The 26,609-nt window shown below is 40.4% G+C and carries 25 protein-coding genes; 1 reads left to right on the plus strand and 24 read right to left on the minus strand.

Translation table 11 applies throughout. From position 1 onward, the window contains the following. Positions 1-39 precede the first annotated feature (39 nt). On the plus strand, positions 40-543 hold the full coding sequence (locus LC040_08845; GenBank protein ID WLR52973.1) for a hypothetical protein: 504 nt from the start codon (positions 40-42) through the stop codon (positions 541-543). 46 nt (positions 544-589) lie between these two features. Here the strand turns inward: LC040_08845 and LC040_08850 are convergent, their stop codons facing one another. From LC040_08850 to LC040_08965, 24 genes are all read right to left on the minus strand, one after another. Next, entirely contained in the window at positions 590-1,513 is a 924-nt protein-coding gene (locus tag LC040_08850; protein WLR52974.1) for a stalk domain-containing protein, read from the minus strand. Positions 1,514-1,756: 243 nt separating this feature from the next. Beyond that, positions 1,757-3,091 (minus strand): ABC transporter permease, encoded by a 1,335-nt coding sequence (locus LC040_08855; protein WLR52975.1) that lies wholly within the window; start codon positions 3,089-3,091, stop codon positions 1,757-1,759. Beyond that, positions 3,069-3,758 carry an ABC transporter ATP-binding protein gene (locus tag LC040_08860; protein WLR52976.1) on the minus strand — a complete coding sequence of 230 codons (690 nt, stop codon included), beginning with the start codon at positions 3,756-3,758 and terminating at the stop codon, positions 3,069-3,071. The genes LC040_08855 and LC040_08860 overlap by 23 nt, the downstream gene beginning before the upstream one ends. A 25-nt stretch (positions 3,759-3,783) precedes the next feature. Further along, positions 3,784-4,938, minus strand: coding sequence for an aminotransferase class I/II-fold pyridoxal phosphate-dependent enzyme (locus LC040_08865; GenBank protein ID WLR52977.1), 1,155 nt, complete (start codon positions 4,936-4,938; stop codon positions 3,784-3,786). Positions 4,939-4,951: 13 nt separating this feature from the next. Continuing rightward, on the minus strand, positions 4,952-5,608 hold the full coding sequence (locus LC040_08870; protein ID WLR52978.1) for an acetyltransferase: 657 nt from the start codon (positions 5,606-5,608) through the stop codon (positions 4,952-4,954). A gap of 6 nt (positions 5,609-5,614) precedes the next feature. After that, on the minus strand, positions 5,615-6,220 hold the full coding sequence (locus LC040_08875; protein ID WLR52979.1) for a sugar transferase: 606 nt from the start codon (positions 6,218-6,220) through the stop codon (positions 5,615-5,617). Between the two features lie 23 nt (positions 6,221-6,243). Next, positions 6,244-7,476 (minus strand): glycosyltransferase family 4 protein, encoded by a 1,233-nt coding sequence (locus LC040_08880; protein ID WLR52980.1) that lies wholly within the window; start codon positions 7,474-7,476, stop codon positions 6,244-6,246. A 19-nt stretch (positions 7,477-7,495) separates the two neighbouring features. After that, positions 7,496-8,206, minus strand: a complete 711-nt coding sequence (locus tag LC040_08885) for an acyltransferase (GenBank protein WLR52981.1) — start codon at positions 8,204-8,206, stop codon at positions 7,496-7,498. Between the two features lie 65 nt (positions 8,207-8,271). Then, on the minus strand, positions 8,272-9,375 hold the full coding sequence (wecB, locus tag LC040_08890) for a UDP-N-acetylglucosamine 2-epimerase (non-hydrolyzing) (protein WLR52982.1): 1,104 nt from the start codon (positions 9,373-9,375) through the stop codon (positions 8,272-8,274). Between the two features lie 5 nt (positions 9,376-9,380). Continuing rightward, positions 9,381-10,496 (minus strand): DegT/DnrJ/EryC1/StrS family aminotransferase, encoded by a 1,116-nt coding sequence (locus tag LC040_08895; GenBank protein ID WLR53240.1) that lies wholly within the window; start codon positions 10,494-10,496, stop codon positions 9,381-9,383. 28 nt (positions 10,497-10,524) lie between these two features. Beyond that, entirely contained in the window at positions 10,525-11,619 is a 1,095-nt protein-coding gene (locus tag LC040_08900) for a glycosyltransferase family 4 protein (GenBank protein WLR52983.1), read from the minus strand. Then, entirely contained in the window at positions 11,620-12,945 is a 1,326-nt protein-coding gene (locus LC040_08905) for an O-antigen ligase family protein (protein WLR52984.1), read from the minus strand. A gap of 5 nt (positions 12,946-12,950) precedes the next feature. Further along, entirely contained in the window at positions 12,951-14,210 is a 1,260-nt protein-coding gene (locus tag LC040_08910; protein WLR52985.1) for an oligosaccharide flippase family protein, read from the minus strand. A gap of 29 nt (positions 14,211-14,239) precedes the next feature. Continuing rightward, the gene (locus tag LC040_08915) at positions 14,240-15,568 is read right to left on the minus strand and encodes a nucleotide sugar dehydrogenase (protein WLR52986.1); all 1,329 of its coding nucleotides are present in this window, start codon (positions 15,566-15,568) and stop codon (positions 14,240-14,242) included. A 32-nt stretch (positions 15,569-15,600) separates the two neighbouring features. Next, a complete protein-coding gene (locus LC040_08920) occupies positions 15,601-16,617 on the minus strand; it encodes a Gfo/Idh/MocA family oxidoreductase (protein ID WLR52987.1) in 1,017 nt (338 codons plus the stop codon). A 33-nt stretch (positions 16,618-16,650) separates the two neighbouring features. Next, positions 16,651-18,507, minus strand: a complete 1,857-nt coding sequence (locus LC040_08925) for a nucleoside-diphosphate sugar epimerase/dehydratase (protein WLR52988.1) — start codon at positions 18,505-18,507, stop codon at positions 16,651-16,653. Between the two features lie 197 nt (positions 18,508-18,704). After that, on the minus strand, positions 18,705-18,857 hold the full coding sequence (locus LC040_08930) for a hypothetical protein (GenBank protein WLR52989.1): 153 nt from the start codon (positions 18,855-18,857) through the stop codon (positions 18,705-18,707). Positions 18,858-18,861: 4 nt separating this feature from the next. Then, complete coding sequence (locus LC040_08935) at positions 18,862-19,635, minus strand: tyrosine protein phosphatase (GenBank protein ID WLR52990.1); 774 nt, start codon at positions 19,633-19,635, stop codon at positions 18,862-18,864. Between the two features lie 39 nt (positions 19,636-19,674). After that, positions 19,675-20,358 (minus strand): CpsD/CapB family tyrosine-protein kinase, encoded by a 684-nt coding sequence (locus LC040_08940; protein ID WLR52991.1) that lies wholly within the window; start codon positions 20,356-20,358, stop codon positions 19,675-19,677. 18 nt (positions 20,359-20,376) lie between these two features. Then, on the minus strand, positions 20,377-21,066 hold the full coding sequence (locus tag LC040_08945; GenBank protein WLR52992.1) for a Wzz/FepE/Etk N-terminal domain-containing protein: 690 nt from the start codon (positions 21,064-21,066) through the stop codon (positions 20,377-20,379). Between the two features lie 768 nt (positions 21,067-21,834). Continuing rightward, positions 21,835-22,266, minus strand: coding sequence for a BrxA/BrxB family bacilliredoxin (locus tag LC040_08950; GenBank protein WLR52993.1), 432 nt, complete (start codon positions 22,264-22,266; stop codon positions 21,835-21,837). A 146-nt stretch (positions 22,267-22,412) separates the two neighbouring features. After that, complete coding sequence (gene ilvD, locus LC040_08955) at positions 22,413-24,095, minus strand: dihydroxy-acid dehydratase (protein ID WLR52994.1); 1,683 nt, start codon at positions 24,093-24,095, stop codon at positions 22,413-22,415. Positions 24,096-24,274: 179 nt separating this feature from the next. Next, entirely contained in the window at positions 24,275-25,138 is an 864-nt protein-coding gene (locus tag LC040_08960; GenBank protein WLR52995.1) for a GNAT family N-acetyltransferase, read from the minus strand. A 285-nt stretch (positions 25,139-25,423) separates the two neighbouring features. Beyond that, complete coding sequence (locus tag LC040_08965; GenBank protein ID WLR52996.1) at positions 25,424-26,545, minus strand: virulence factor; 1,122 nt, start codon at positions 26,543-26,545, stop codon at positions 25,424-25,426. Positions 26,546-26,609: the final 64 nt, after the last annotated feature.

Here is a 26,609-nt window from a genome sequence, read left to right on the forward strand (position 1 = left end):
GTACATATCAACGACTAACTTATATGCGGAGGTACGCAGATGCAGAAATTAATCGTTAGTATTCTTACTTTACTCGTTATTGGAGGAGGAGCATATTGGTACTTTGGCACACCTAGTGCTACGCCTGAAACTGATACGGTAGAAATGGATTCAAATTCTTCAAGTGTTGCAGAGAACAATAAGGAAACAGGTCCGGCAGCAGAAGTGAAAGAAAAGTATGAACCAAAGTTCGAAAAGCTCGAAACAAATGCAAATGAACAAATTAATGAGCTTGCACAGCAAGCGTACAAAGAATATAAACAAAAGAAGGCAAATGGTGAAGATGTCTCACTTCTTTCGCTTTATGCAAAATATAAATCGAAAGGTGATGAGCTCGAACAAGAAATGGACAAGGAATTTCAGAAAGTGTATGACAACCTTGTACAAGACTTAGAAGCAAAAGGATTAGATAAAGATAAAGCCAAAGAGTATAAGCAGCAATATGAACAAGCAAAAGAAGAACGAAAAGATGCGCTCATGAAAAAAGCAATGGATGAGATGTAAGAAAAGGCAAGCAACAGCTTTGATTGATTGTTGCTTGCCTTTTCTACTATTCTTCCATTTTTGTCATGAAAATTTGCGTATAATAGGTACGGTACGCTCTTGTACCTTCATAATAACCGACACCAAGACGCTTGTATTCTGGTTTCAAGATATTCTCACGATGACCAGGGCTTTTCATCCAGCCTTGGACGACTGCCTTTGCTGACTGATATCCTGCCGCAATGTTTTCCCCTGCATACGCATAGTCAATGCCAAACTGCTTCATCATTTCAAACGGTGAACCATATGTAGGTGATTGATGGTCAAAATAATTATTTTCATGGAAGTCCTTTGATTTTAATTGCGCGATCTTCGTCGTTTGAACATCAAGTATGAGCGGCTTTAAGCCGTTTTTTATTCGTTGTTGGTTTGTAAGATGAAAGATTTCTTTTTCAATTTCTTTTACTTTCGAAATGTCCCCATCTACCCGATATTGCGTCTCAGAGCTTTTCGGCTTAATCGATGCTTGCGGTTGCATATAAACGTTTTTTTCAGTCGGGTCCCATGTGACTTTAAATCCAAATGTTTCTATAGCTGAGCGTAAAGGAATATACGTACGTCCACCTTTAATCATTGCTGGGACGTCTATTTTTTCTAAATATTGACTAGCACCTTGATTGGTAGAATGCTTCTTATACACAAAAGTAGAGTCAATGGAATAGAGCACACTTGTCTGCTCACTAGCTTTTTGCTTGACGCTATAGACTTGGTCTGTCACTGGATTCCATTTCATTTCTGCCCCCATACTTTCCTGTACCGAACGGATTGGAAGCAATACTCGTCCATCTTCAATAAATGGCTTTGCATCTTCAAAAGTGAGTTTCTGATTATTTAGAAAAACGTCTGTTGTTTCTGCGGCTGATGCTATATTTGTATTTGGTGCAAAAAACAAAGCAACGACAAGTACAAACATCATTTTCTTCAACGTCATCACGAACGCCTCCTCATCCTGCTGTCACCTAATGATACCATAATTAGCAATTAGAATGCTTTTATATGCTTTACAGTATGGATATTCTATAAATCATCATTTATTTAAATTTTACCGCGTTCTTCCACTGACGCCAACCTTTCTTTTTACGTATTTTACAATCAGATTACAAATATGACAGGTTAGGAAGTCCTAATATCGAAAAAAGACCAAGCTGTCATGCAACAGCTTAGTCTCTTTCCTTTATTCATATCGGAGAGCGCGGCTCGGCTGAAGCTTAGCTGCCTTGAATGCAGGATAAAGCCCGAAGACACCACCGATAATGATTGAACAATATACAGCTAGTTTCACCGCCCAGATTGGCAGGACAAGTGAAAAGATCGCAATGTTTTCATTCCATAATTCGATAAAGCCCATGCCAAGTGCAACCCCGATTAGTCCGCCGATTGTACATAACAACAACGTCTCAAACAAGAATTGCCAAAGCACTTCCATCGTTGTAGCACCAAGTGCTTTTCGAATCCCAATTTCTTTCGTCCGCTCGCGTACAGACATAATCATAACGTTCATAATGCCTGTTCCACTAATGAATAGAGCGGTGACGGTGATCCCGAATAACATCATTTGCAAAATTTTTGTTACTTTATCAATTGCTTTTAGCATTTCTTTTTGTTTTACGATGCTAAAATCAGCTTCTGAATGATTTTTCGCAACAGCACTGTAAATTTGCTTTTCAGTTTGCTCGATATTTTCTAGATTTTTCACTTCAGCATAAATGGTCGTTAAGTTCTTCATATTTGTAATGTTTAAAGCTGATTTGACAGGCATTATAATATTATTGTTCGTTGTCGTTCCAATTGAGGCTTTGGACTCTAACACACCGATCACTTTAAATTCCTCGCCATTAATGGTAACCTGCTGACCAATTAATGTTTTTTCTTGTTTTGCTGCACTGACCTGCTCGCCTGTTACAAATTCAATCACTTTATCCAACCATGTTTTCTTGCTTGAACCACCTTCACTGCTCGAGCCTTGCTGCTTTTGCTTCTTATTTAAGAGGGCGTCATGAACACTGCTTCCGAGAACGACCACATTTTTGCCGCTCTTCACTTCTTCTTCTTTCATAAACCGCCCTTCGTCTAAGGAAGCTCGAATGACATCTTGATAATTTTCAGAGGTTCCGATAAGCTTTCCTTCTACTGTACGCTTTTTACCCTCTGTTTTGTAATAAGCTCGTGTCACTGTTTCAAGATGCGGTGTCACTGAACCAACAGATTTTACTTTAGAGATCTCTTCTGCGTCTTTATTCGTAAGCGTGCTAGAAACATTGGTCATTCCTTGCAGAAAATTTTGTGCTCCCCCGCCGTCAGACAGAACACGACCAGGGACAACCATAACTTGTTCTGCTCCAAGACCGCCCATTTGCTGAGCAATCGTATCTTTTACACCGACAGCAATAGATGTAAGAACGATAACCGCAAATACACCGATAACAATGCCTAACATTGAAAGGAAGACACGAAAACGATTCGCCCATAATCCGTACACGGCTAGCTTAAATGCTTTGAAGATTTTCATGGGCATACTCCTTTAATTGTCCATTTCGTAGGTAAACAATTCGGTCCGCACGCTTTGCAACATCTGGATCATGAGTAATCATTACAATTGTCACACCTTTTTTATGTAGCCGGTCAAAGATTGTTAAAATTTTTTCTGAGGTTTGTTCGTCAAGACTTCCTGTTGGCTCATCTGCTAAAATGATCGACGGTTCATTCACAAGTGCGCGGGCAATGGCTACGCGTTGCTTTTGACCGCCTGAGAGCTGATGAGGCTTTTGTTTTCGCTTTTCTGTCAGCCCTACATCTTCTAATGCCCGCAATACACGTTTTTTCTTGCTTCGCATCATTTTTCGGCTATATGTAAGTGAAAGCAGCACATTTTGATAGACAGATAGATTTGGAATCAGATGAAAGTTTTGAAAGACAAAGCCTATATTTTCATTTCGAAAAATCGCTCGCTTTTTATCCCACATCTTATGAACTTTTGCATCATAGAAAAGGTACTCCCCTTGCTCTGGCTTTTCCAACGTACCAATAATGTTCATCAGCGTACTTTTTCCAGAACCAGATGACCCCATAATCGCAAGATATTCACCTTGTGCAATGGTAAGTGAAACATCATCAAGGACAACATCGCGTGTTGTCCCTGACCGAAAAGATTTTGTTATGTTTTGCAGCTGTATCATGGACAGAATCAGCCTTTCCTAAGAATTAAATCCCAACCTTTGTCTTCACTAAAGAGCGAAATTGTTCAATCACATGCTCTTGATCGGCTGTACTCATATTCGTACCAGATGGAAGACAAATGCCGTTAGTAAATAATTCGTCAGAGACACTTTTTTCTGTATGTTTGTAGTATGCAAATTGTTCGAACAAAGGCTGAAGGTGCAGTGGCTTCCATACAGGACGTGCTTCGATATTTTTTTCTTCTAACACATCAATGACATCATCACGTGTAAAGCCCGCTTCCTCTGGATTAATCGTGAGCACTGTCAACCAACGATTTGAATAATAGCCTTCTGGTTCTGGCATAAAGGTAAGCCCAGCGACATCACTTAATGCCTCGACGTAACGATTAAAGACCGCTCTTCTCCCTTTCACACGTTCATCTAACACCTCAAGCTGCCCTCTTCCGACTCCCGCTAACACATTGCTTAATCGGTAATTATAACCTGTCGTGCTATGTTGATAATGTCTAGCTGGGTCACGAGCTTGTGTGGAAAGAAAGCGTGCTCGCTTTAAGCTTTCTACATCATTGGAGATGAGCGCACCTCCACCTGATGTTGTAATAATCTTATTCCCGTTAAAGGAATAAATCCCATACGTACCAAATGTCCCGCTTCGCTTTCCTTTATAGGAAGCACCTAATGACTCTGCTGCATCCTCAATAATTGGAACCCCATAACGTTCACAAAGCGGTACAATTTCATCCATATCAGCACTTTGGCCATACAGATTAACAACGATAACCGCTTTTGGTAGTCTATCTTGTTTTTCTGCTTCTTCAAACGCACGCTTTAATGCTACAGGAGACATATTCCAAGTGTCTGGCTCTGAATCAATGAAAACAGGCTCTGCATTTTGATAAAGAATAGGGTTCGCACTTGCCGCGAAGGTTAATGACGAACAAAAGACAACATCACCATTTCCAACGTTCAACAGCTGTAAAGCTAAATGAATAGCAGCTGTGCCAGAATTAAATACAGCAGCATCCTTAACACCAGCATATTGTGCTAATTCTTTTTCAAAGCTGTTTACATTCGGTCCAAGCGGGGCAATCCAGTTTGTTTCAAACGCGTCGTCTACGTATTTCTTTTCCTCACCGCTTAAGTGTGGCGCAGATAGAAAGATTCGCTTTTCGCTCATTGTTTAACCACTCCTATGTGTGCAGTTCATTTATTCGTTCGTGAAATTTAATTGGTTTTGCAGGTACACCCGCTGCTGTGCAATAAGCAGGCAGATTATGAACGACAGCGGCACCTGCCCCAATTACCGTCCATTCCTCAATATGAATACCTGGTATAATGGAAGCGCCAATTCCAACATGTGTCCCTTCGGCAATGGTCACACCGCCTGCAGCCGAGGCATTAGGTGAAAGGTGGACATAATCTTCTAATAGATTGTCATGCTCAATAACACTTCGCGTGTTCACGATATTGTGCTTGCCAACCTTCGAATCAGCATTAATCATAGCTCCAGGCATCACAACTGCACCTGCTCCAATTGTGACATTCGAGCCGAGCACAGCACTTGGATGCACAAGTGTTGCATATTTTTCATTCGGTAAATTAAGCTTCTCGGCAATCTTTTTGCGAATACGGTTATTGCCGATCGAAATAACAAGCCGAACATCACAATCACTCTCAAGCAATTCATGTGCAAATGAAATAGGGGCATAATGAATGCCATCTTTCACTACATGCCCCGTTTCTTTATCATCAAGCAAGCCAAACAATTCATATTCTCCGCCTGCCTTTACAATATCTTGAATAACTTTGCAGTGGCCTCCACTTCCGAGCAACACAATCTTTTTCATCGTTTCTCACATTCTTTCATTTTTTGACCCTTTGAATTTTGTCATCGTTGCCTGACCTTGCTGACTAATTCCCTCTGATTTGAATACTTTCAGCACGGTTAAGAAAAGAATCTTCATATCAAGTAAGAAGGTTTGATGGTCCACATACCAAACATCTAATTTGAACTTATCCTCCCAGCTAATCGCATTCCGGCCATTCACTTGAGCCCAGCCTGTAATCCCAGGTTTCACATCATGTCGACGAGCTTGTTCAGGCGAATAAAGTTCTAAATATTCCATTAACAAAGGTCGTGGCCCAACAAAGCTCATCTCCCCTTTCAGCACATTACAAAGCTGCGGAAGCTCATCAAGACTGAGCTTTCGAACAATTTTTCCAAAGGATGTTAACCGGACATCATCAGGTAGCAACTCGCCATTTTCATCACGCTTATCATTCATCGTACGAAACTTATAAATGTAAAAAGGCCTGCCGTGCAATCCTGGACGCTTCTGTGTAAAAAAGACAGGTGAACCGTGAAAAATAACAGTTAGCACAGCGGTTATCGCGATAATCGGTGAAAAGAGAATGAGTAATACAAGTGAACCCGTAAAGTCAAATAATCGTTTTAGCATTGATTTCACCACTCATTCGTTTCTTAAATATCTTGTAGCATTTGTTGTTCAAGCTGTTTGGATAAAACATCCCAAGAGTGATTCGATTCGACATATTGGCGTGCCTTCTGTCCCTTCACATGGGCATCATCGGTTGCATTCATTTCAAGCAGCGAGCTTGCGAGATTCTCAGTAAAGTTCTCTTTAATAACAACACCGCCTCCTGAAAGCTCAACAGGACTTTCTGTAATGTTGCATAGCAGAATAACAGGAAGTGAGGAAGCCATATAATCGAACATTTTGTTCGGACTAATTCCCCATTTAAAGACAGGTGAGTCAGTAAGCGGCAATAACCCCACATTCACTCTTTGTAAAATAAGCGGGATTTGCTCCTTCGGCACAGGCGGGAAGAACGTCACATTGTCAATGCCTTCGTCTACCTTCCTCTTTTCTAAACGCGCCTTTTCAGGACCGTCTCCTACGAGTAAGAAATGAATTTGTTCATCTTTTTTCTTTACCATTTTTGCGGCATCAAGAACTGTATCTAAGTTATTGGCAAGCCCATGAGCTCCAGTGTAGACAGCAACAAATTTATCATCTAAACGACCAAGCACTTGCTGCAGCTCTGGCAGCATCTCATCTGATTGTTTTTCATAGCGGCTTAAGTCAACGCCATTTGGCAGATACATCACCTTTTCACGCTTCACACCACGTGATACGACATAATTAGGTGCTTTATTGAAGAGAACGACGATGCGGTCTGCCTTTTCATATAAAAACAGCTCCATCTTACCAAGCACCCAAATAAGTGGATTACGTTCTGATACTTTTCCTAAGTCAAGCAATGTTTGCGGCCAAAGATCGCGCTCTTCAAAATAAAAGCGGCAGCCTTTCTTTTTCGCAACAAGATAGCCTAGATATGCAGCAAACGGATGAACAAGTGACCCGATCACAACGTCAGGCATTTCATCAAATTGCTTGACGATTTTGTATGCATTTTTCGTATAGCTGACCATGTTATAAGCACGGCGCCAATCGTTCTTCTGATACGGGAAGCTTTTGACCCATACGAAACGAACACCGTCATAGTAAGTTGTTTTGAACTCCTCTGAGTGGTCTTCTAAATAGAGATCTTTACGTGACTGGTGGTTGAATGAGGAAGCAAAAATCGTCACATTGTGCCCTCTTTTCACCAGCTGCTTCGCTAAATCATAGTGTCTTGTCCCACCGTTTGTACCGGGAGCAACAGCATAATGATTAAAAATCCAAATATTCATATTCCCAACCGCCTTTTCATTATTGATTTCGCAGTAACTGATTTTCGGGAACGTCTTTGAATTTTTTTGCAGGAAAACCGGCTACAAGATCTTCTTTGTTGACATCTTTTGTGACAAGACTGCCTGCTGCAACCGTTCCGTCTTCATGAATTGTTTTACCAGGAAGAATGGTAGCATTCGCACCAACTCGCCCACCTGTTTTAATTGTCACACCTTTAAAGTTGTCATAGCGTTCCTTAGAACGTGCCATATAGTTATCATTTGTTGTCACGACACATGGTGCAACGAAGACATAATCTCCAAGCTCAGAATAAGCTGTAATATAGCAGTTTGTTTCAAGCTTGCATCTCTTACCGACCGTACAATCATTTTCAATCGCAACACCACGGCCCACAATTGAACCTTCACCAACAGATACTCGCTCACGAACTGTGGCAAGGTCTGCAACAAAGACATCATTTGCAAGCTCTGCGTTTGCATACACAATTGCAGATGTTCCAATCGTCACGCCTGAGCCGATTACTGCAGGCGGCAGCTGCTTCACTTCTGGTAAAATCGAGCTCTTTGCTCGTGTCGGCTGCTTACCGATTACAGCGTTGTCTTGTATGATGACATTGTCACCAATCGTTGCGCCTTCATAGATAACAACATTGTTACCGATTACGACATTTTCACCGAATGTGACGTTATCTTGAATGGTTACATTCTCTCCACGTGATAGAAGCTGCATAATTCATTCCCCTTTTATTGAAAGATAGGGCTTCACCGCTATGAAAGCGGTGAAACCGTCATAATTTAATGCTTAAGTAGTCTTTCTTCTTCTTTTCTTACAAAGTACGAAGCGATTTCTTCGGCAATTTTGCCTGATGCATTACCATCACCATAAAGTGTTTCAATGTATTCACTTGCAGGCGGAGCTTTCATCACTTCTTCAAGGTTCGTATTAAGTGGGTTTACGAGTGTGTTCCAGCCTGTGTGAACCGTTTCCACCCACTCTGTTTGATCACGAAGTGTAAAGCACGGGACCTTTGCAAAGTATGCTTCCTTTTGCACGCCCCCTGAATCCGTAATAATGGCAGAGGCATGTTTTTCTAAAAGAAGCATTTCAGCATACGAAACAGGATCAATTACCTTAATGTGCTCAGAATGGTCTAAATATTTGTGTAAGCCATATTCATCAAGCTTTTTCTTTGTGCGTGGATGCAGTGGCAAGAGAACTGTTGAATCCAGCTCACTTAATGAGCGAAAAATGGCAGCTAAGCGCTCTGGATCATCCGTATTTTCTGCACGGTGAATTGTGCCAAGAATATATGAGCCTTCTTCTACACCGAAATCTTCAATATTGTATTTCTTCTCAGCGATTTCCATGTTATAAAGCACCGCATCATACATCACATCTCCAGATTGAATGACACCCTCTGTGATTGATTCTTTTTCCAAGTTTTCAACGGCTACGGATGTCGGGGCAAACAGTAAATCTGAAACATGATCAGTCATTACACGGTTAATTTCTTCTGGCATCCGTTTGTTGTAACTACGCAAACCAGCTTCAATATGGAATAGTGGAATATGAAGCTTAGAAGCTGCTAATGCTGCCGCCACAGTCGAATTCGTATCACCATATACAAGCACAGCGTCAGGTTTTTCTTCTAGCAACACTTCCTCAAGCTTAATCAACATTTTCCCTGTTTGCTCTCCGTGACCAGCTGAGCCAACACCGAGGTCATAATCAGGCTTTGGAATATTCAATTCTTCAAAGAAAACACCAGCCATGTTGTAGTCATAGTGTTGCCCAGTATTGACGATGATTTCTTCAAACTGCTTGCGTAGTGCGCGTGACACTGGTGCGGCTTTTACAAATTGAGGACGAGCCCCGATTACCGTGACAATCTTTTGCATGCTTCTCACCCCTTTTCGTAAAATTCCACGATTTTTTCAACGACATATTCTTGCTGTTCACGCTTAATTTCCGGGAACATCGGTAATGACAATGCTTCTTGACACGCTTTTTCTGTAACAGGAAGATCGCCTTCTTTATAACCAAGCTCTTCAAATACAGGCTGTAAGTGAAGCGGCTTTGGATAATAAACCATTGATGCCACACCATTTTCTTTTAAGAATGACTGTAATTCGTCACGCTTTGGTACACGCAATGTATATTGATGGAATACGTGCTTAATTTGTTCGGCAATGTATGGCGTTTTAACCGTATCGCCAAGCTTTTCATTAAGAAGTTCTGTATACACTTGTGCAGCTTGTTGACGTTTTTCAATCCATGTTTCAAGGTGAGGAAACTTCACATTTAATACAGCTGCTTGAAGCTCATCAAGCCGGCTGTTATAGCCAAGAACATGGTGATAATACTTTGGCTTACTTCCATGAACACGAAGCACTCGCGCACGCTCTGCCACTTCATCGTCATTTGCAACAATCATGCCGCCATCACCATAAGCTCCTAAGTTCTTTGTTGGGAAAAAGCTGTAGCAAGCTGTCGTACCGAGCTCACCTGTTTTTTTCCCTTTGTATTCAGCACCGATTGCTTGAGCTGAATCTTCTACAACAGCTAAGCTATGTTTCCTTGCGATTTCATTAATCGGGTCCATATCCGCCATTTGTCCGTAAAGGTGTACAGGAATAATCGCTTTTGTCTTTTCAGTAATGGCCTCTTCAATCTTTGAAGGGTCAATATTGTATGTATCAGGGTCGATATCAACATAAACAGGTACTGCACCAATACGTGCAATCGCGCCACCTGTTGCAAAGAATGTAAATGCTGGTGCAATGACTTCATCCCCAGGAGAGACACCACATGCGAGTAGTGAAATATGCAGGGCATCGCTTCCGCTTGCAACCCCAACGCCATGTGCGACATTGCTATAAGACGCGACATCTGCTTCAAGCTGCTTTACATGATCCCCTAAAATAAAACGAGAGGACGCCATCACTTCATCAAGTGTTTCTTGAATTTGTGGCTTAAGCTCTGCGTATTGTTCTGATAAATCTAACATTGGTACTTTCATTTGCACTTTCATTCGAAACCCTCCAAGGTTAAAGTTTTTCATAGAGTGCTAATAACTTTGAGCTCTCTTGTTTCCAATTGAACGTTTCAAGAACAGCTTTTCTGCCGTTCTCCCCCATTGCCTGTGCTTCATTCGGATGATTAACGATCCATTCAGCAGCATCAGCGATTTCTTTTGTACTAAGCGGATTCACACAAATCCCGCATTGATGGTGCTCAACAATCTCTTCCAAAATCTTAAAATTCGATGCAATGACCGGCAGTCCAGCGGCCATGTATTCAAACATTTTGACTGGAAGTGCATCAACATAGTTTTTGGTCGGATGTAGCGTCACAAGACCTGCCATGGAGCGCTTGAACGTTTCGGCAATTCCTTCGCGGTCAAGGTAGCCTAGAAACTCCGTATTCCCCCAGCCATCCATCTGCTCGGCTTGGATCTGTTCATTTTGGTCAGCAAACCGTCCAGCCAGTAATAGCTTCATATCTTTGCCAGCGACAGCTTGAATGTTTTCAAATGCACCGCGTACCTTCGAGATCCCGCCGACATAACAGACAGCTTGTTCCTTCTTTGCCCAATCCATTTCTGTCGAAAGCCATTCATCAAGAATTGGGTAGTTATTAATATTGACACTGTTACAGCCTAGCTTGCGAAACCGTTCTTCAATAAACGGTGTTGCTGCTGCTACACGATCAAATCGCAGTGCTGCACGGTTCTCATATTGCTCAAATGTTTTAGAAATTGTTGTTCTTAGCGGCTTTGGAATCCAATGCTTTGTAAGAATTTGCCGAGGTACATCTTCGTGTACATCATAAATCACTTTTTTACCATGTTTTTTTAGCTTTAAGCCGACTGGAATCAGCTCAGGGTCGTGAAAGTGATAAATTTCTGCATCTTCTTGTAGTGCTTTTTCATATAACTCTTTTTTTACTTTATTGATACGCTCGATTCGATTTTTCGGTTTGTTTAGTGCATGAATTTGAATCCCATCGATATCTTCAGACCGGTCATGCTGCACAATATAGGAAACAGAGTAGCCTGCATTTGCTAAGCTTTTTGCCTCCTTATGAAAGATTCGCATATCATGAAGGGGGTGAACCGAGCTTAAGATGCACACTTTCTTCATTTATATAGCCCCCTTTCTATCCAAGCTGGCACTTTCTTTATTTAAGAAGAAAAATAACCCTAGAAAAGCCAGCAAATAACGGTTGTCATTTAAATCACCGCTTATCATCGCGTTGATTAACAAGTTTATAAGTAACATAAGCAATAGAAGCGCCCATGCATTGTTTTGTAACGTACGATACGTTTTAATTTGCCTTAAGGCATAACCGACCATCACCACAAACAAAACAACCCCAATAAGACCTAGCTCTACCCCTAATTCCAAGATAATGTTATGCGGATAAGCTCGCTCATCCATTCCTGTCGTTAAGACTGGCCATGAACCAACCCCGTGGCCAAAAACGACATTTTCTCCCCAAAGCTCACCTGCTTTTTCATAGTAATGCATGCGTGCTCCTGCAGAGCTTCCCATATCCTCACTTTGAAAAATAACCTGCAGCCTTGACACGGTTGATGGTAGCTGGTTTGTTGAAAACAAATACGAGCCATACATAACCGCAAACAAGATAATAATGATAATCGGAACAAAATGCTTTTTAATTCGAATATCACCAATTGACGGTTTCCAACTGAGCAATAATGGAAATAGAATGGAACCGACCACAGCAAGCAGCGGTCCACGCGCTCCGATATTAAGCATTAGAAACATAAAGTAAAAAAACAGCAGATATCCGATAACTTTTGCTTTCCATCCTTTTGCAAAAAAGAGAGCATACGCAAACAACACAATGGAAGCTAACCCTAATACACGGCCGATTCCTAAATAATTTCCCCCAAGAACAGTAATAAAGCTTCCAGATGCTTGCATAAACGCAATCGTACTTTCAATCGCCATCCAAAGTGCGAAGGCAAACAGTAGGGAAAAGAACCGAATCATTCGCTTTCGCTCTTGTGAAATGATTAATGTTGGACCAGCTAATGCCCAAAGGGTGAGCGTAAACAAGTAGCCCATCTTTTCCCCTGCATACGCATCACTTGGTGACCAAATATAGCTAAACAAAACATATAGCAACAGTAGGGCATACATAAACACAAGTATTACCGGCTTTTTGTCTAACACCCCGCCACGTTTTGCGACAATCCAAATGCCAATTAAGACACTTAATCCAAAGAATAATGCCGTTAAATCTACAGGTATCCATGAAAAGCGCGGGTCTGCCTTAAAACGTCCAGCAAATAGATACAGGATAAACGTCATTTCAAAGGAGAAAAGACTGCCAATCATGATAGCGAGCTTTGATGTTGTTCGTGTGTTTTGTTGTCTTTGAATCGTAGTCGAATACATGCAAACACCTTCTAAATCTGTTGCTTCATTTGTTTTCGTCAAGGGAATTACTCCCCTTTGCTGTACCTTCTTAACAAAAATAAGAAAAGAACATAATATGTGCTAATGACGCTCGAGTATAAGATAAAAAGCGTTTCTACCGATAAAGATGTAAGCCAAACAAAGCCGAAAACGACTAAGCTTAATGCCAATAAACCAAACTGCCAAATCATTGAGACATTTTCCTTGTAGAATATACTGTTCACAACTGTAAGCGGCACGACGACAAACCGAATCGCAAACAAAGGCATCAGCAGCTTCGCATACTCTCCAACTGTCTTCCAGTTCTCTCCGAAGACAAAGGTAACTACTTCATCGACAACAAAAAACATAAGCGTAAAGCCGGGAATTGCAAGAAGCAGCATCTTTTTCAATGTGGAATCAAAGGCATGTACCGCTTGACCTGTCTCATTCTTTTCAGCGCTTGCTTTTTGGTAAAACACTTGACTCATTGATTTACCAATTAAGCTTGAAGGCATGCCGAGCACGCGCTGTACAAGGCTGTAAAAACCGAGTGTTGCGACGGAATACAAGGCTGAAACAACAATGCTTATCAAATGATTCGATAAGTTATTTGCCAGAATCGACGCCATTGAATATTTCGGAAATTGACTATAATGTTTTGCCAGCCGCTTCATTTCGGAACGGTCTATTCTAAACATCCCTTTGAACTCTGAAAAAACCCTTGTAAGCAGCTTTGTATTCCCAAACAAATGTGATGCAAGCTGCCCTGCAACAAGCCCGCCTGCTCCTACTTTAAAGAAACCAGCTACAAGCTGAACACTCACCAGCGCTACCGACTTCATGACATTTCCTTTGGCAATGTTATCAAACGCCTTAATTCGGGTATTTAAGAAATTAAGCATATTGAACAACCCAATTAAAAAGACGGCAACAGGCACAAAGTAAAGCCAGAACGAAAGTGATTCATTGTTAAACAGCTTCAGAATTGGTCCGTGGAAAGCAAGAATAATACCAAATAGAAAAAGACTAAACACTGCTGAAATAAGGACACCTAAAGCAGTCAGCTGAATCGCATCTTCGTCTTTTTCTGGCAGGACAACACTCAGGTCATATCGCGCATTGGCGATCGACCCGAGAGTTGCTGTTATGGCAATAAACAGTTGAACAACCCCGAATTCCTCCGGCGAGTACATGCGGGTAAGGATAGGTGACACTGCAACTGGCAATCCATAAGCGATAGTTGTACCCGTTAAGAGTTTCATAAGATTTGAATTAAATTCTTTGTTTGTTTGTGCAGCTCTCATACCTATCTCATCCTATAAAAGTAATTCATTTATAGCTTATGAACGTTGTTGTAATCGTCAGCCTTTAATACATTCTTCGTATCAAAAACAACATTTGTGCTTTTCGCAATATAGTCGTAATTAATGCCCGTATGGTCTGTTCCAATTAGCACGATATCAGCATTTTTTAATGTTTTTTCATCTAATTTAGCAGTTGGCTTTACCATTTCACCGTTTAGTTTGAACTCAGTCACTGCTGGGTCTACAACTTCCCAATCTGCTCCATGGCTATCAAGAGATTGTAAGATTGGCAGAACAGGTGATTCGCGCCAGTCATTGATGTCTTTCTTGTATGCGACACCGAGAACAAGTACTTTTGCTCCTTTTAATGCTTTACGGTCTTCATTCAAGATTTCCATCAAACGACTTACAACAAATTCAGGCATGCTGTTATTGATTTCACCAGCTGTTTCAATTAAGCGAGTATGGTAGTTGTATTCTCGAGCCTTCCACGTTAAGTACCAAGGGTCGATTGGAATGCAGTGACCACCTACGCCTGGTCCTGGGTAGAACGGCATAAATCCGTATGGTTTTGTTGCTGCAGCGTCAATTACTTCCCATACATCAAGCCCCATGCGGTTACATAGAATCGCCATTTCATTTGCAAGCGCAATATTAATGTTGCGGAACGTATTTTCAAGAATCTTTTCCATTTCACCGACTGCTGGAGATGATACTTCATGAACTTCTCCTTCAAGTACATTACGGTAGAGAGAAGCTGCGATTTTCGTGCACGCTTCAGAAATACCTCCAACAACTTTTGGTGTGTTTTTCGTGTTGTACACTTTGTTACCTGGGTCAACACGCTCAGGTGAATAAGCTAAGAAGAAGTCTTCACCACAAGTAAGGCCATAACCCTCTAAAATCGGTTTTAATACTTCTTCTGTTGTACCAGGATAAGTAGTGCTTTCTAACACTACAAGTGTGCCTTTTGTTAAATATTTCGCAATTTCTTTGGCAGAAGCCTCTACATACGAAGTATCAGGCTGCTTATAAATATCAAGCGGTGTTGGAACGCAAATGGCTACTGCATCTACTTCTTCAATTTTTGAATAATCGGTTGTTGCTTGAAGTAATTGCTCTTTTGACAGCTCAGCAAGCTCTTCATCTACGACGTCACCGATATAGTTCACACCATCATTCACCATGTCCGCACGCTTTTGCTGAATATCAAATCCAATAACGTTGTAGCCTGCTTTCGCTTTCTCAACTGCAAGCGGAAGGCCGACATAACCAAGACCTACTACCCCGATTACAGCTTCTTTTGTTTTTAATTTTTCTAATAAAGAGTCTGCTAAAGAATTCACGATAACTGCCATTTGATTTCCTCCTAATTGTGAAAAGTTTTTAATTAGTTTAAGACGACATGCTTGTTTTCTTCTGCTGCTTCACATAATGCAAGCACAAACTCTAATGCTTTTCTGCCGTCTTCACCGCTTACAATTGGTTCACGGTTTTCATGGATTGCCTCAACCATATCTTCAATAATCCATTGGTGCCCAGGCTTACCATGTGGATCTCCTTTAATTTCTTGCATCAGGTGATCTGTCTCTTCATCTCCCATTGCTTCAACATTCCAATGTTTAATGAGGTTTGCTGTTTTTCCGCCAATCATTACCGTTCCTGTTTCACCGAAAATGCTGATTGTTTCTTCTAAATTTGTTGGATAAATGGTAGTCGCAGCTTCCACTACGCCAAGTGAACCGTTTTTAAACCGAACCACTCCTGCTGAAACATCTTCTGCTTCAATATTACGGAGACGTGTCGCACTCATACTACGTACTTCTTCGATATCTCCCGCAAGCCATAGCATTAAATCAAGATTATGAATAGCTTGGTTCATCAAAACACCGCCATCCATGCTCTTCGTACCGCGCCATTCTGCTTGGTCATAATACTCTTGGTTTCTGTTCCAGCGAACTGTTGCGTTAATGTGACTTAGCTTACCGAAATAACCTTTATCAAGCGCATTTTTGAGCTTCATCATAACTGGGCGGAAGCGGTTTGGGTGAACAACAGAAAGCTTTACATTGTTTTCACGGCAAGCTTCGATTATTGCATCCGCATCCTCAAGTGTTAGCGTAATTGGTTTTTCAATCACTACATGCTTCTTATTCCGTGCTGCCTCTAGTGCCAGCGGTGCATGAAGACCGCTTGGCGTACAAATATTCACAACATCTACTTCTGGGTCTTGGCACAAATCTGTAAGCTCTGTATACGCCTTAACACCATATTCTTCTTCATAAGGCTTCATTGCTTCTGGCACCATGTCGCAGACGGCATAGAAGTTTGCACCTTCTGCATCTGAAATCGCTTTTGCATGCTTTTTCGCAATATGCCCACAACCTACAATTGCAAAATTAATCATCTGCTATCACCCTTTTTTATTTAATAATGTTGCTTATTGATTCACTGTTTCACGATATTTGTCTTTCTTCTTTGGCTTATATCTGTTATTAGCGATATCTAACACCATTGTTCGAAGAGACTGTTCATCCATTAACTTGAACGAATTCAAAAACTCATTAAGAACAATCGAATGACTTGAGTCAGCCTTACCGATATAAATTTTCGGGAAAACTTGTTCTGGGTGAACTTCATTATCGTTAAGCAATTCTTCATACATCTTTTCACCAGGACGAATGCCTGAATATTGAATTGGGATTTCATCTTCCGAAAGCCCTGACAAACGAATTAAGTTCTTCGCTAAGTCGACAATTCTTACAGGCTCGCCCATATCAAGAACGAAAATTTCACCACCACGGGCTAGTGAGCCAGCCTGGATTACAAGCCTAGCTGCTTCTGGAATTGTCATAAAGTAACGCGTCATATCAGGATGTGTAACTGTTACAGGGCCACCATTTGCAATTTGTCGTTTAAAGAGCGGCACAACACTTCCGCGGCTTCCAAGCACATTTCCAAACCGTACCGCTACAAAACGTGTCTTGCTTTTGCGACTTAACTCTTGAATAACCATCTCTGCTAAGCGCTTTGTTGAACCCATTACGTTTGTCGGGTTTACTGCTTTGTCAGATGACACTAAAACAAATGTATCGACACCCGAAGCATCAGCAGCTTCTGCAACATTTTTTGTACCGAGAACATTGTTCTTAACAGCTTCAGATGAATTTCGTTCCATTAATGGCACATGTTTATGTGCGGCTGCATGAAAAACAAATTGCGGTTCGTGTTCAAGCATGACTTCAAACATTCTGTGACGGTCTTGAATATCTGCAATTTCAGTAGGGAATGTAATAGATGGAAACTTTGTTCGCAGCTCCATCTCAATTGTATAAATGCTGTTTTCTCCGTGACCGACAAGAACAATTTCTTTCGGGTCAAACTTGGCTAACTGACGGCAAAGCTCAGAACCAATCGAACCACCTGCACCTGTTACGACAACTGTTTGTCCTTTTACTTTCTTCGAAATATTTGTGATATCCAACTGTACAGGCTCACGACCTAATAAATCTTCAATTGAAACGTCACGAATGTGATTGACCGATTTATTCCCTAATGCAAGGTCTTCAATCATCGGTAATATTTGTACATTGCTGCAAACCTCTTTTGCTTCTTTTACGATGTCGCCAATCTTTTGACGTGAGACAGATGGCATTGCAATAACAATGTGTTCAATTCGGCGCTCATGAACGACCTTTTGAATTTGTTTTGTACTTCCTTCAACCGAAATGTTTTGAACTTTCAGATGATGCAAGCTCTCATTATCATCAAGAATGGCAATTGGATTCAATCCTGATTCTTCATTGTCTTTCAATTGACGTAGCAGCATTCTACCTGCAGAACCTGCCCCAATAATAAGCGTACGCTTTCCTTCCTTAACGCCTTCCTTCTTTAAAATAGGCTTTAGCGAAAAACGATACGTACTGATATAGCGGCGTGCAAAACGAACACCGCCAATAAGGAGTATTTGCATCATTAACGTTGCAACTAACGCACGCTCATAAACTTGTCCAAAAATAATAAATTCTGCTGCCATCACGACGATAATAGAAGAAACGACAACCATTACAATGCTGAATAACTCTTCAATACTTGCAAAACGCCAAACACGTTTATAGAGCCCCAACAAATAGGAAAACAAATGATGACTGACTAGCAGCAAAATGGAGCTGACAACAATCATGCTGTCAATATTCGTTACGTAAGGGTTTAAGATAAAATGACAAAGATACATCGACACAACGACAATAAGTGAGTCAATTGTGATTAAGCCTAATAATCGGGTTTTATACTTCAATGAGGTCTACCTCCCTAACATGTTAGGTAACCTAGATTCATAAAGGTGAAGACTTTCGTTAGCCATCAGCACAACAAGCTTCGAATACTTACCTTTGGTCTTTTTCCGTACCATATTTTTCATAGAATTTTCAAGGACTTTCGTATTGTAAATTGCCTGCTTTTGATATAGAATAAATTATAAAGTTTTTGTAAAGGTTACGAATTTCGTTTTTCATTATGTTGACGCATTTTTATTGCTTCATCAACAAGTTCTCGAATTGAATGAAGCTTTTGTACAGGTGCGTCTTGTCGGATGTAACGAACAGCTCGTTTAATAGATTTTGGCATTTCATTCATCATTTGGGTCATACAATTACCCCCTCAAAAAAGAGAAGATTTTCTTTTTCTTAATCCTTTGAGGCGACTCTTTATAAAATGTTTTGCCTTCTACGACATATTCTGCATTTGTCTTAAGAATGTTTGCCCATTCTGTGCCGAACTTCTTCTCAATAGTCGTTAAGGCATTTTGTACATTAAATGGTCGTGTTGTCGTGTTGTGTGCATCTGATGCGATAAAATGGGTAAGATTAGCTTCAATTAAGTCATAACTAAATTTTTGGATCTTTTTACCGAAAACTCCCGTTAAACTTGAAGTCGTTATTTGAGTTAAAGCACCTTGCTTAACGATTTCATAAAGGATATTCGGTTTTTCAATGATCTTTTGGTTACGTTCTGGATGAACAATTACAGGAATAACACCTTCTAATTGAAGACTATATAAAAGGTTATCTGTAATCCTCGGAACTTGAGCACTTGGGAACTCAATAAATAAGTATTTTCCTGTGTCATTCATCGTAAGAATGTGACCAAGCTGGTAATCTTTCAATAAATCACCATACACACGCACTTCTTGACCCGGAAGGACTTTTATGTCCACCTGCTCTTTCTTAAATACTGCATTTAGCGCTTCAACATCAGTTAAAATGGAAGCTTTGTCGTTTTCGTATTTGCCATTTTTATGATGAGGAGTTGCCACAATTGTGTGAATCCCCTCTTCTTCAGCTTGCTTCGCCATTGTTAAGCTATCTTGTATACTGCCAGCACCATCATCTACAGTTGGAAGTATGTGACAATGAAGATCGATCAATCACGCTTCACCTCCCTTCGTTTAAATGGATTCCATTTACTATCTATAATAATAGTATTGGTGTTTTTTCTGTTTTTGCCCATTCAAAATAGCACCAATCATATTACCATTGGCATTAATGATAGCTTCTTTCGCCCGTTTTGCTGCTGTTACTTCCGTTTTCCCACTATGGACGACGAGCATAATGCCATCACAATGGTTTGCTAAAATTTTCGCATCTGTAACTGCAAGCACTGGTGGAGTATCTATGATTATGTAGTCGTATTGCTCTTTTAAATGACCAAGTGTTTCTCTCATCCCTTTTGATCCTAATAGTTCAGCAGGGTTAGGTGGAATAGGTCCACTTGTTAAAATGTCTAAATTTTTAATTTGGGTTTGCTTTACTGCATCATGTGCCTGATGCTGCTTTGTCAAAACATTGGTAAGTCCGACTGTATTTTCTATACGAAAGGTATCATGCATCGTCGGCTTACGAAGGTCAGCATCAATGATGAGCACCTTTTTTTCTTGTTGTGCAAACACAACTGCTAGGTTCGATGCTGTTGTCGATTTCCCCTCACCAGGTGTGGAGGATGTAATCATCAACGTTTGCAGCTCGCGGTCAATTGATGAAAATTCAATGTTTGTTCGCAGTGTGCGATATTGCTCTGCTACAAGTGATAATGGGCTTTGATGTGCGATTAAGCTGCGACCGTTTGAAAAAGGTTTCTTCTTAGAACCCAAGAGCCTCACCTCTGCGTATTATGTTGTTTTCTTTTTGTCGAATTTTGAAATAGCTCCTAGTGGCGGTATTTCTAATAATTGTTCAATATCTTCTTCTTTTCGAATTGAGTTATCTAGGAATTCGAGTATAGAAGCAATTGCTACTCCTAATAATGTTCCTGCGACTAATGCGATCACCATGTTTTGCATTGGTTTCGGCGAAACTGGCGACGGATTTTTCGAAGTATCAGCTTTAGACAAGATATTAACGTTATCAATGTTCATAACTGTCTTTATCTTTTTCTGAAACACTTCAGCTGTTGTATTTGCAATTTTTGTTGCTGTTTCTGGGTTTGGGTCTTGCACGATAATGGAAATAACTTGGGATTCATCTTTACTCCGAACATTAATCTGTTTATCAAGTGTATCTGCTGAACGTTCTAAGTTCAACTTCTGGGCAACTTCATTTAACACAACTGGACTTTTAATAATGACGTTATATGTATTCACTAACTCTATATTTGTTCGTACGTCAGTGACATCTTGTGACTGGTTATTTGAATTATTTTGATTAACCAAGATTTGTGTCGAAGATTGATAAGTCGGTGTCATTACATAAAAGCTTATTGCGCCCGCAGCTGTGACTGAGACTAATGCAATAATAAGAATTAAGAGAATCCGTTTTTTTAACATTCCAAAGAACTCGCGCAAGCTGATTGTATCCTCCATAAACCTTAATCCCCCGCTTTGCTTACGTTTGATTTACTTTTTCAATGTATCACAGGGCATTGGGAAGGAATAGTTATAATAGTCATAATTTCAGAATATGAGGTTTAACAGTCTGATAACCCTACTGTTAACACGACTTGTAACGCTTTCAAACGATATGTCGTAATTTTCAGAAATATGAGGAATCTAATAAGCATAAATTCTCACTACCCCACCAAAATGGTTTATAATGGTAAAATAACAATTCCATCTCATGCATTTATCATAGTTATGGATTACTTTCGACAAATTTTAACTGAAAATAAGCCATCATTCCTCAATAAGTTTCAATTAATATGTAAATCAAGCCAAATTTCCATCATTTATTCATAACTAAATTCCATTATTTTTAAATTTATACACCTCTTATTAGTCTTTAAGTATACTCAATTACATAATTATCCCAGTAAATTTACGCTGTTCTTTTTAATATTCTTGCGATAATTTACCAAACTTATTTTTCAAAACAACACAAGAGTGTTAAAAACTTTCCACATACCCTTTGAAAAAGACGCTTTGACCTCTTTTAACACTCTTTCTTCTTCATGAAGCAGTCAAAAGTACTAAGCTCTTGGCAAAAACAAAAGTAAGATGACATTTACACCATTCACCAAAGCGTATTATTTCAGACTAATACTTAAAGACTCTTAAATATCTTTTTGTAACCTTAAGAAAACAACGCCCCCTACTATAAAAACGGCATAAAAAATAGACGCCTTTATCGGCGCCTTAACAATGCTTTGCATATGCAGCTTTTAGGTTATCAAGAATCTCAGAAATCTCGTGGTCTTCAATTTCATGTCGATGTATGAAGTGCACGACATCCTTTCCTTTCAATAAAGCCATTGAAGGCGAAGATGGCTCAATCCCTGTAAAGTATTCGCGCATCTTTGCAGTCGCTTCTTTATCTTGACCTGCGAACACAGTTACAAAATTGTCTGGTTTCTGGTCAAGTGTTTTCGATTGAATGGCCGCAGGGCGGGCAAGACCAGCAGCACAGCCACAGACCGAATTAACAACAACCAGTGTTGTTCCCTCTGTACCTTCAATATATTGCTCAACACCTTCTGCTGTTGTTAACTCTGTAAAGCCTGCAGTTGTAAGTTCTTCTCGCATCGGTTGAATCACTTGCTTCATATATTCCTCATAAGCATTAAACAAGAAAAAAACCTCCGTTTCCATATATCTTACCTAAATATACTATAAGAATATTCCTTATGCAACAAAGTTAATTTACTACAAATGGAAAACCTCTATTAAACAGACGAACCTGTTTAATAGAGGTTTTTTATAATCAAACGTTATTCTTAATCTGTTACAGCACCTTTAGAAGCTGAAGATACAAGACGAGCATATTTCCCTAATACACCGCGTAGATTTTGGTCAGGTGCTTTCCATTCATTACGACGGCGTTCCATTTCTTCATCTGTAATTTCAACACTTAATTCATGCTTTTCACTATCGATGGTGACAACATCACCATTTTGAAGTAACCCAATAGGACCGCCAACTTGTGCTTCTGGTGCCACATGTCCAACGACAAGACCGTGTGTACCGCCTGAGAAGCGTCCGTCGGTAATCAATCCAACTGTATGCCCTAATCCTTTACCAACAAGAATAGCTGTTAGGGATAACATCTCAGGCATACCTGGTCCACCTTTTGGTCCTTCATAACGAATGACAACGATATCGCCAGCTTGAACTTTGTCATCGAGAACCGCTTGTGTTGCTTCTTCTTCTGAATCAAACACTTTTGCTGGTCCTGTAATGCTTGTAGTTTTCAAACCACTTACTTTTGCAACAGCACCTTCTGGAGCAAGGTTTCCACGAAGAATAACAAGTGGACCGTCTTTACGTTTCGGATTATCCATTGGCATAATGACTTGCTGTCCTTCTGTAAACTCAGGAGCATGCTCTAAGTTTTCTGCAATCGTCTTACCTGTCACAGTTAAACAATCGCCATGGATAAGACCAGCGTTATATAGCAATTTCATTACAGCTTGGACACCACCTACACGGTGCAAGTCTTGCATCACATAACGTCCGCTAGGTTTTAAGTCTGCTAGATGTGGTACCTTTTCTTGCAGACGCTCAAAGTCTTCTAATGTTAAGTCAACATCTACAGAATGCGCAATTGCAAGCAAGTGAAGAATTGCATTTGTAGAGCCGCCAAGCGCCATAACGACTGTAATCGCATTTTCAAACGCTTCTTTCGTCATAATATCACGTGGACGGATATCCTGCTCAAGAAGCTTGTACACTGCTTCGCCAGATTTCGCACAATCATCTTGTTTGAAATCAGATTCTGCAGGGTTAGATGCACTTGATGGCAGGCTCATCCCCATTGCCTCAATGGCAGATGCCATCGTATTTGCTGTGTACATTCCACCGCATGAGCCTGCACCAGGGCATGCATGACATTCAACTTCATGCAGTTCTTCGCGATCAATCGTTCCTTTATTGTATTGTCCCACACCTTCAAATGCCGACACAATGTCAATATCTTCACCTTTTAATTGACCAGGTGAAATCGTTCCACCGTATACAAATACTGCTGGTAAATTCATTCGTCCAAGCGCGATCATACAGCCTGGCATGTTTTTATCACAGCCACCGATTGCGACAACCCCATCTAAGTTTTCCGCACCGACAACTGTTTCAATTGAATCAGCGATTACTTCACGACTTGGAAGGGAGAAGCGCATTCCTTCTGTTCCCATCGAAATACCGTCTGAAACTGTAATCGTATTAAAAATCATAGGTGCTCCGCCTGCATCTCTTGCACCTTGCTTCGCTCGGCGGGCAAGCTCATCAATATGTATATTACATGGTGTTACTTCACTCCATGTACTCGCAACCCCAATCATCGGTTTCTTAAAATCTTCATCTGTAAAACCGACCGCACGAAGCATCGCTCTATTCGGCACACGCGCTTCGCCTTCACTAATTACTTTACTACGAATCCGCAAATCTCTTTTCTCTTCTGCCATTGTTCATCCCCCTAAAACTTTTTCATGATTGTTTGAATGCCAATTTGATTTGTAGAACTTCTATTATAGTTGGCAATTCGAAAAAAGTATTTTTAAACACTATAGTCCTTTTTTTAAACAATTTCAATATTTTTAGAAAAATCGTTTTATTCAAAATAAAAGTAAACGCTTACAATCTTTTATAGCTTCTTTTCCATATGCACTTGTTTCAATACAGTTGAAAACCCACTCTTATGTAAAAGGTCAATTAATGTCTTTCGTTGATCGGAAATATTAACAGCAAATAATTTCGTTCCAGCCTTTTTCGTTTGAAAAACACCATGCAGAAGACTTGCCAAAATATTTCTTTCATGATCAATTGCCGGTGCTGCTTCACATTGGTAAAGATAAATCGCTCCAACTTCTCCGTTGTTATCTAACTTTTCCTTATAAAGTGCATAGCCAACCGGCTCTTCTTCATCGTATACAATAAGTGCTTTCCCATCTTGAACGCTTTGCCATTGTGTCTGCCATTGTACATCACTTCTATAGAAGGGAAGAAGTGAGATTTGCTGTGGATTGCTGTCTTCAATTTCAAAGCCCCAATTTTTAAGTTGAGCATGAAGGTCGTGCCCACTCATATAATGCAGCTCCTCAAATATTTCATATCCCCATTTTTCGTATAATTGAATCGCCCGTTTATTCGTATGTATAGCTTCCAGCCTTGCAACATCAACACCTTCGATACGATAACGATCGAGCAAATAGGCAAGTAGTGCGTCCCCTATTCTTTGACCGCGAAGCAATGGTGCAACAGCTGTTCCCCCATTCCATGCAATCCGCTTCTCTTTAATATTACGAATACCGCTTAACACAATGCCCGCAGGTCTATTATCAATATATGCACTTACCGAAAGCTGCGGACATAATTCTTCAGAAACAATTCGCTTTAAAAAGCGCTCCATCGTCATTTGTACATCAACCTGATAATCTTGAAAACCGATATTCCATACCTTCAGTGCTTCTGAAAATGAGCACTCTGCCAATGAACGTACTTCAACCATTTATCTCCCTCCCGCTTCGATTCTTTTTAAAATGGTAAATATTATTTTACTCCTTTCCAACTGTACAAACAAGAATTATTCATTATATTCTGAAAAATATTCAATTCATTAACATGATACGAAACTTCTTTACGCAATAAATCGTTTAGACAAGTAAGGAGGTATTGTGTATGAAGTATTTTTTAATTATCTCTTCGTGGATTTTATTCGAGCGGAGGTGATGGAGGGGGCGGATGCGATTAAAAAATCCCCTCAGCACTATCGCGCTGAAAGGGATTTGTCTAATTATTCTTTGGCCATTTTTTCAGTCATTTGCTTCCATACGGAACCTTTTGCTTCTTCTCCACCTTCAATTCTTTCAAGTGCCATCTGAACCTGCAGAGCAACTTCAAACTCGGGATCATTTTTAGCTTTTTGTAAAGCGGGAATGGCCTGTTCATCGCCAACTTCATACAAAAACATCGCAGCCCGCCAACGAACAAGCTTGTTCTTATCTTCTAATGCCTTCATTGCTGCCGGAATTCCTTTTGGATCTCCAATATCAGAGAAGCAATCACCTGCTGTTCGACGTACCATAACTGATTTATCATGGAGCAATGCTTCCTCTAGAAGCGGTAAGACATCTACATTTTCAAGCATGCCAAGATAAACAACAGCCAGACGACGAATGGATTGCTTTTCATCATGTAAAGCTTTTTTCAAAACCGGTAAATCTGCTTCTGTCGGGTTCATTTGTTCCAGTGCTGCATAACGATGCTTCCAATCTGGGTTGTCGAGCATTTCTACGGTTACTTGATAAGTTTCATTTTGCTGAATGGCTTTTTCTTCAGGATTAATAAACGTTTGAATTAAGCTTTCAAGCCGTTCTTCATCATATGCCGCCGCAATTTCATCAACAATTTGTTCACCAATTTCGTCCATTTCTCCATAACGAACACCATGTTCTTTCCATTCGCGTTCCATCACAACATTGTCACCGATTTCAGTTAGTTTCATTACCGCATTCATAAACCGCTGCGGTAAACCAACTCGCTTTTCTTCCTCCCCATCAGTGAGCTTTAGCTGCATTGGGATTCCGGCAAAGGTTTGAACAAATGCTTTTACTTCTCCAAAGCCATCCTGCGGCCCATTTTCTTCAATTTCCTCACTTTCTTCTCCAAATACACCGCGCACCTTCGGCAGGATTTGTTTCCAATCAATCTTTGGATTTCGATCAAGTGCGATAAAATCAGCAACATGATAGACGCTTTTCACGCCTTCAATTCCAAGCAGCTGTTGTACAAATGCAGGAGCACGGTCTACATGTTCTGCTGTATAATGATTCCGCTCACGCCCTTCTAACGCCTTATCAAGCGTAATCTTCATCGTATTCGGGCTTGGTGTTGGTTCAATTGCAACAATTTTCATTCTATTTCCTCCTTCATTCCAACATCTATATAGTGTTATTATAAAGTCTATCACTAGAAAAGAA

The organism is Bacillus tianshenii (assembly GCA_020524525.2).
Taxonomy (GTDB): domain Bacteria; phylum Bacillota; class Bacilli; order Bacillales; family Bacillaceae_N; genus Bacillus_AV.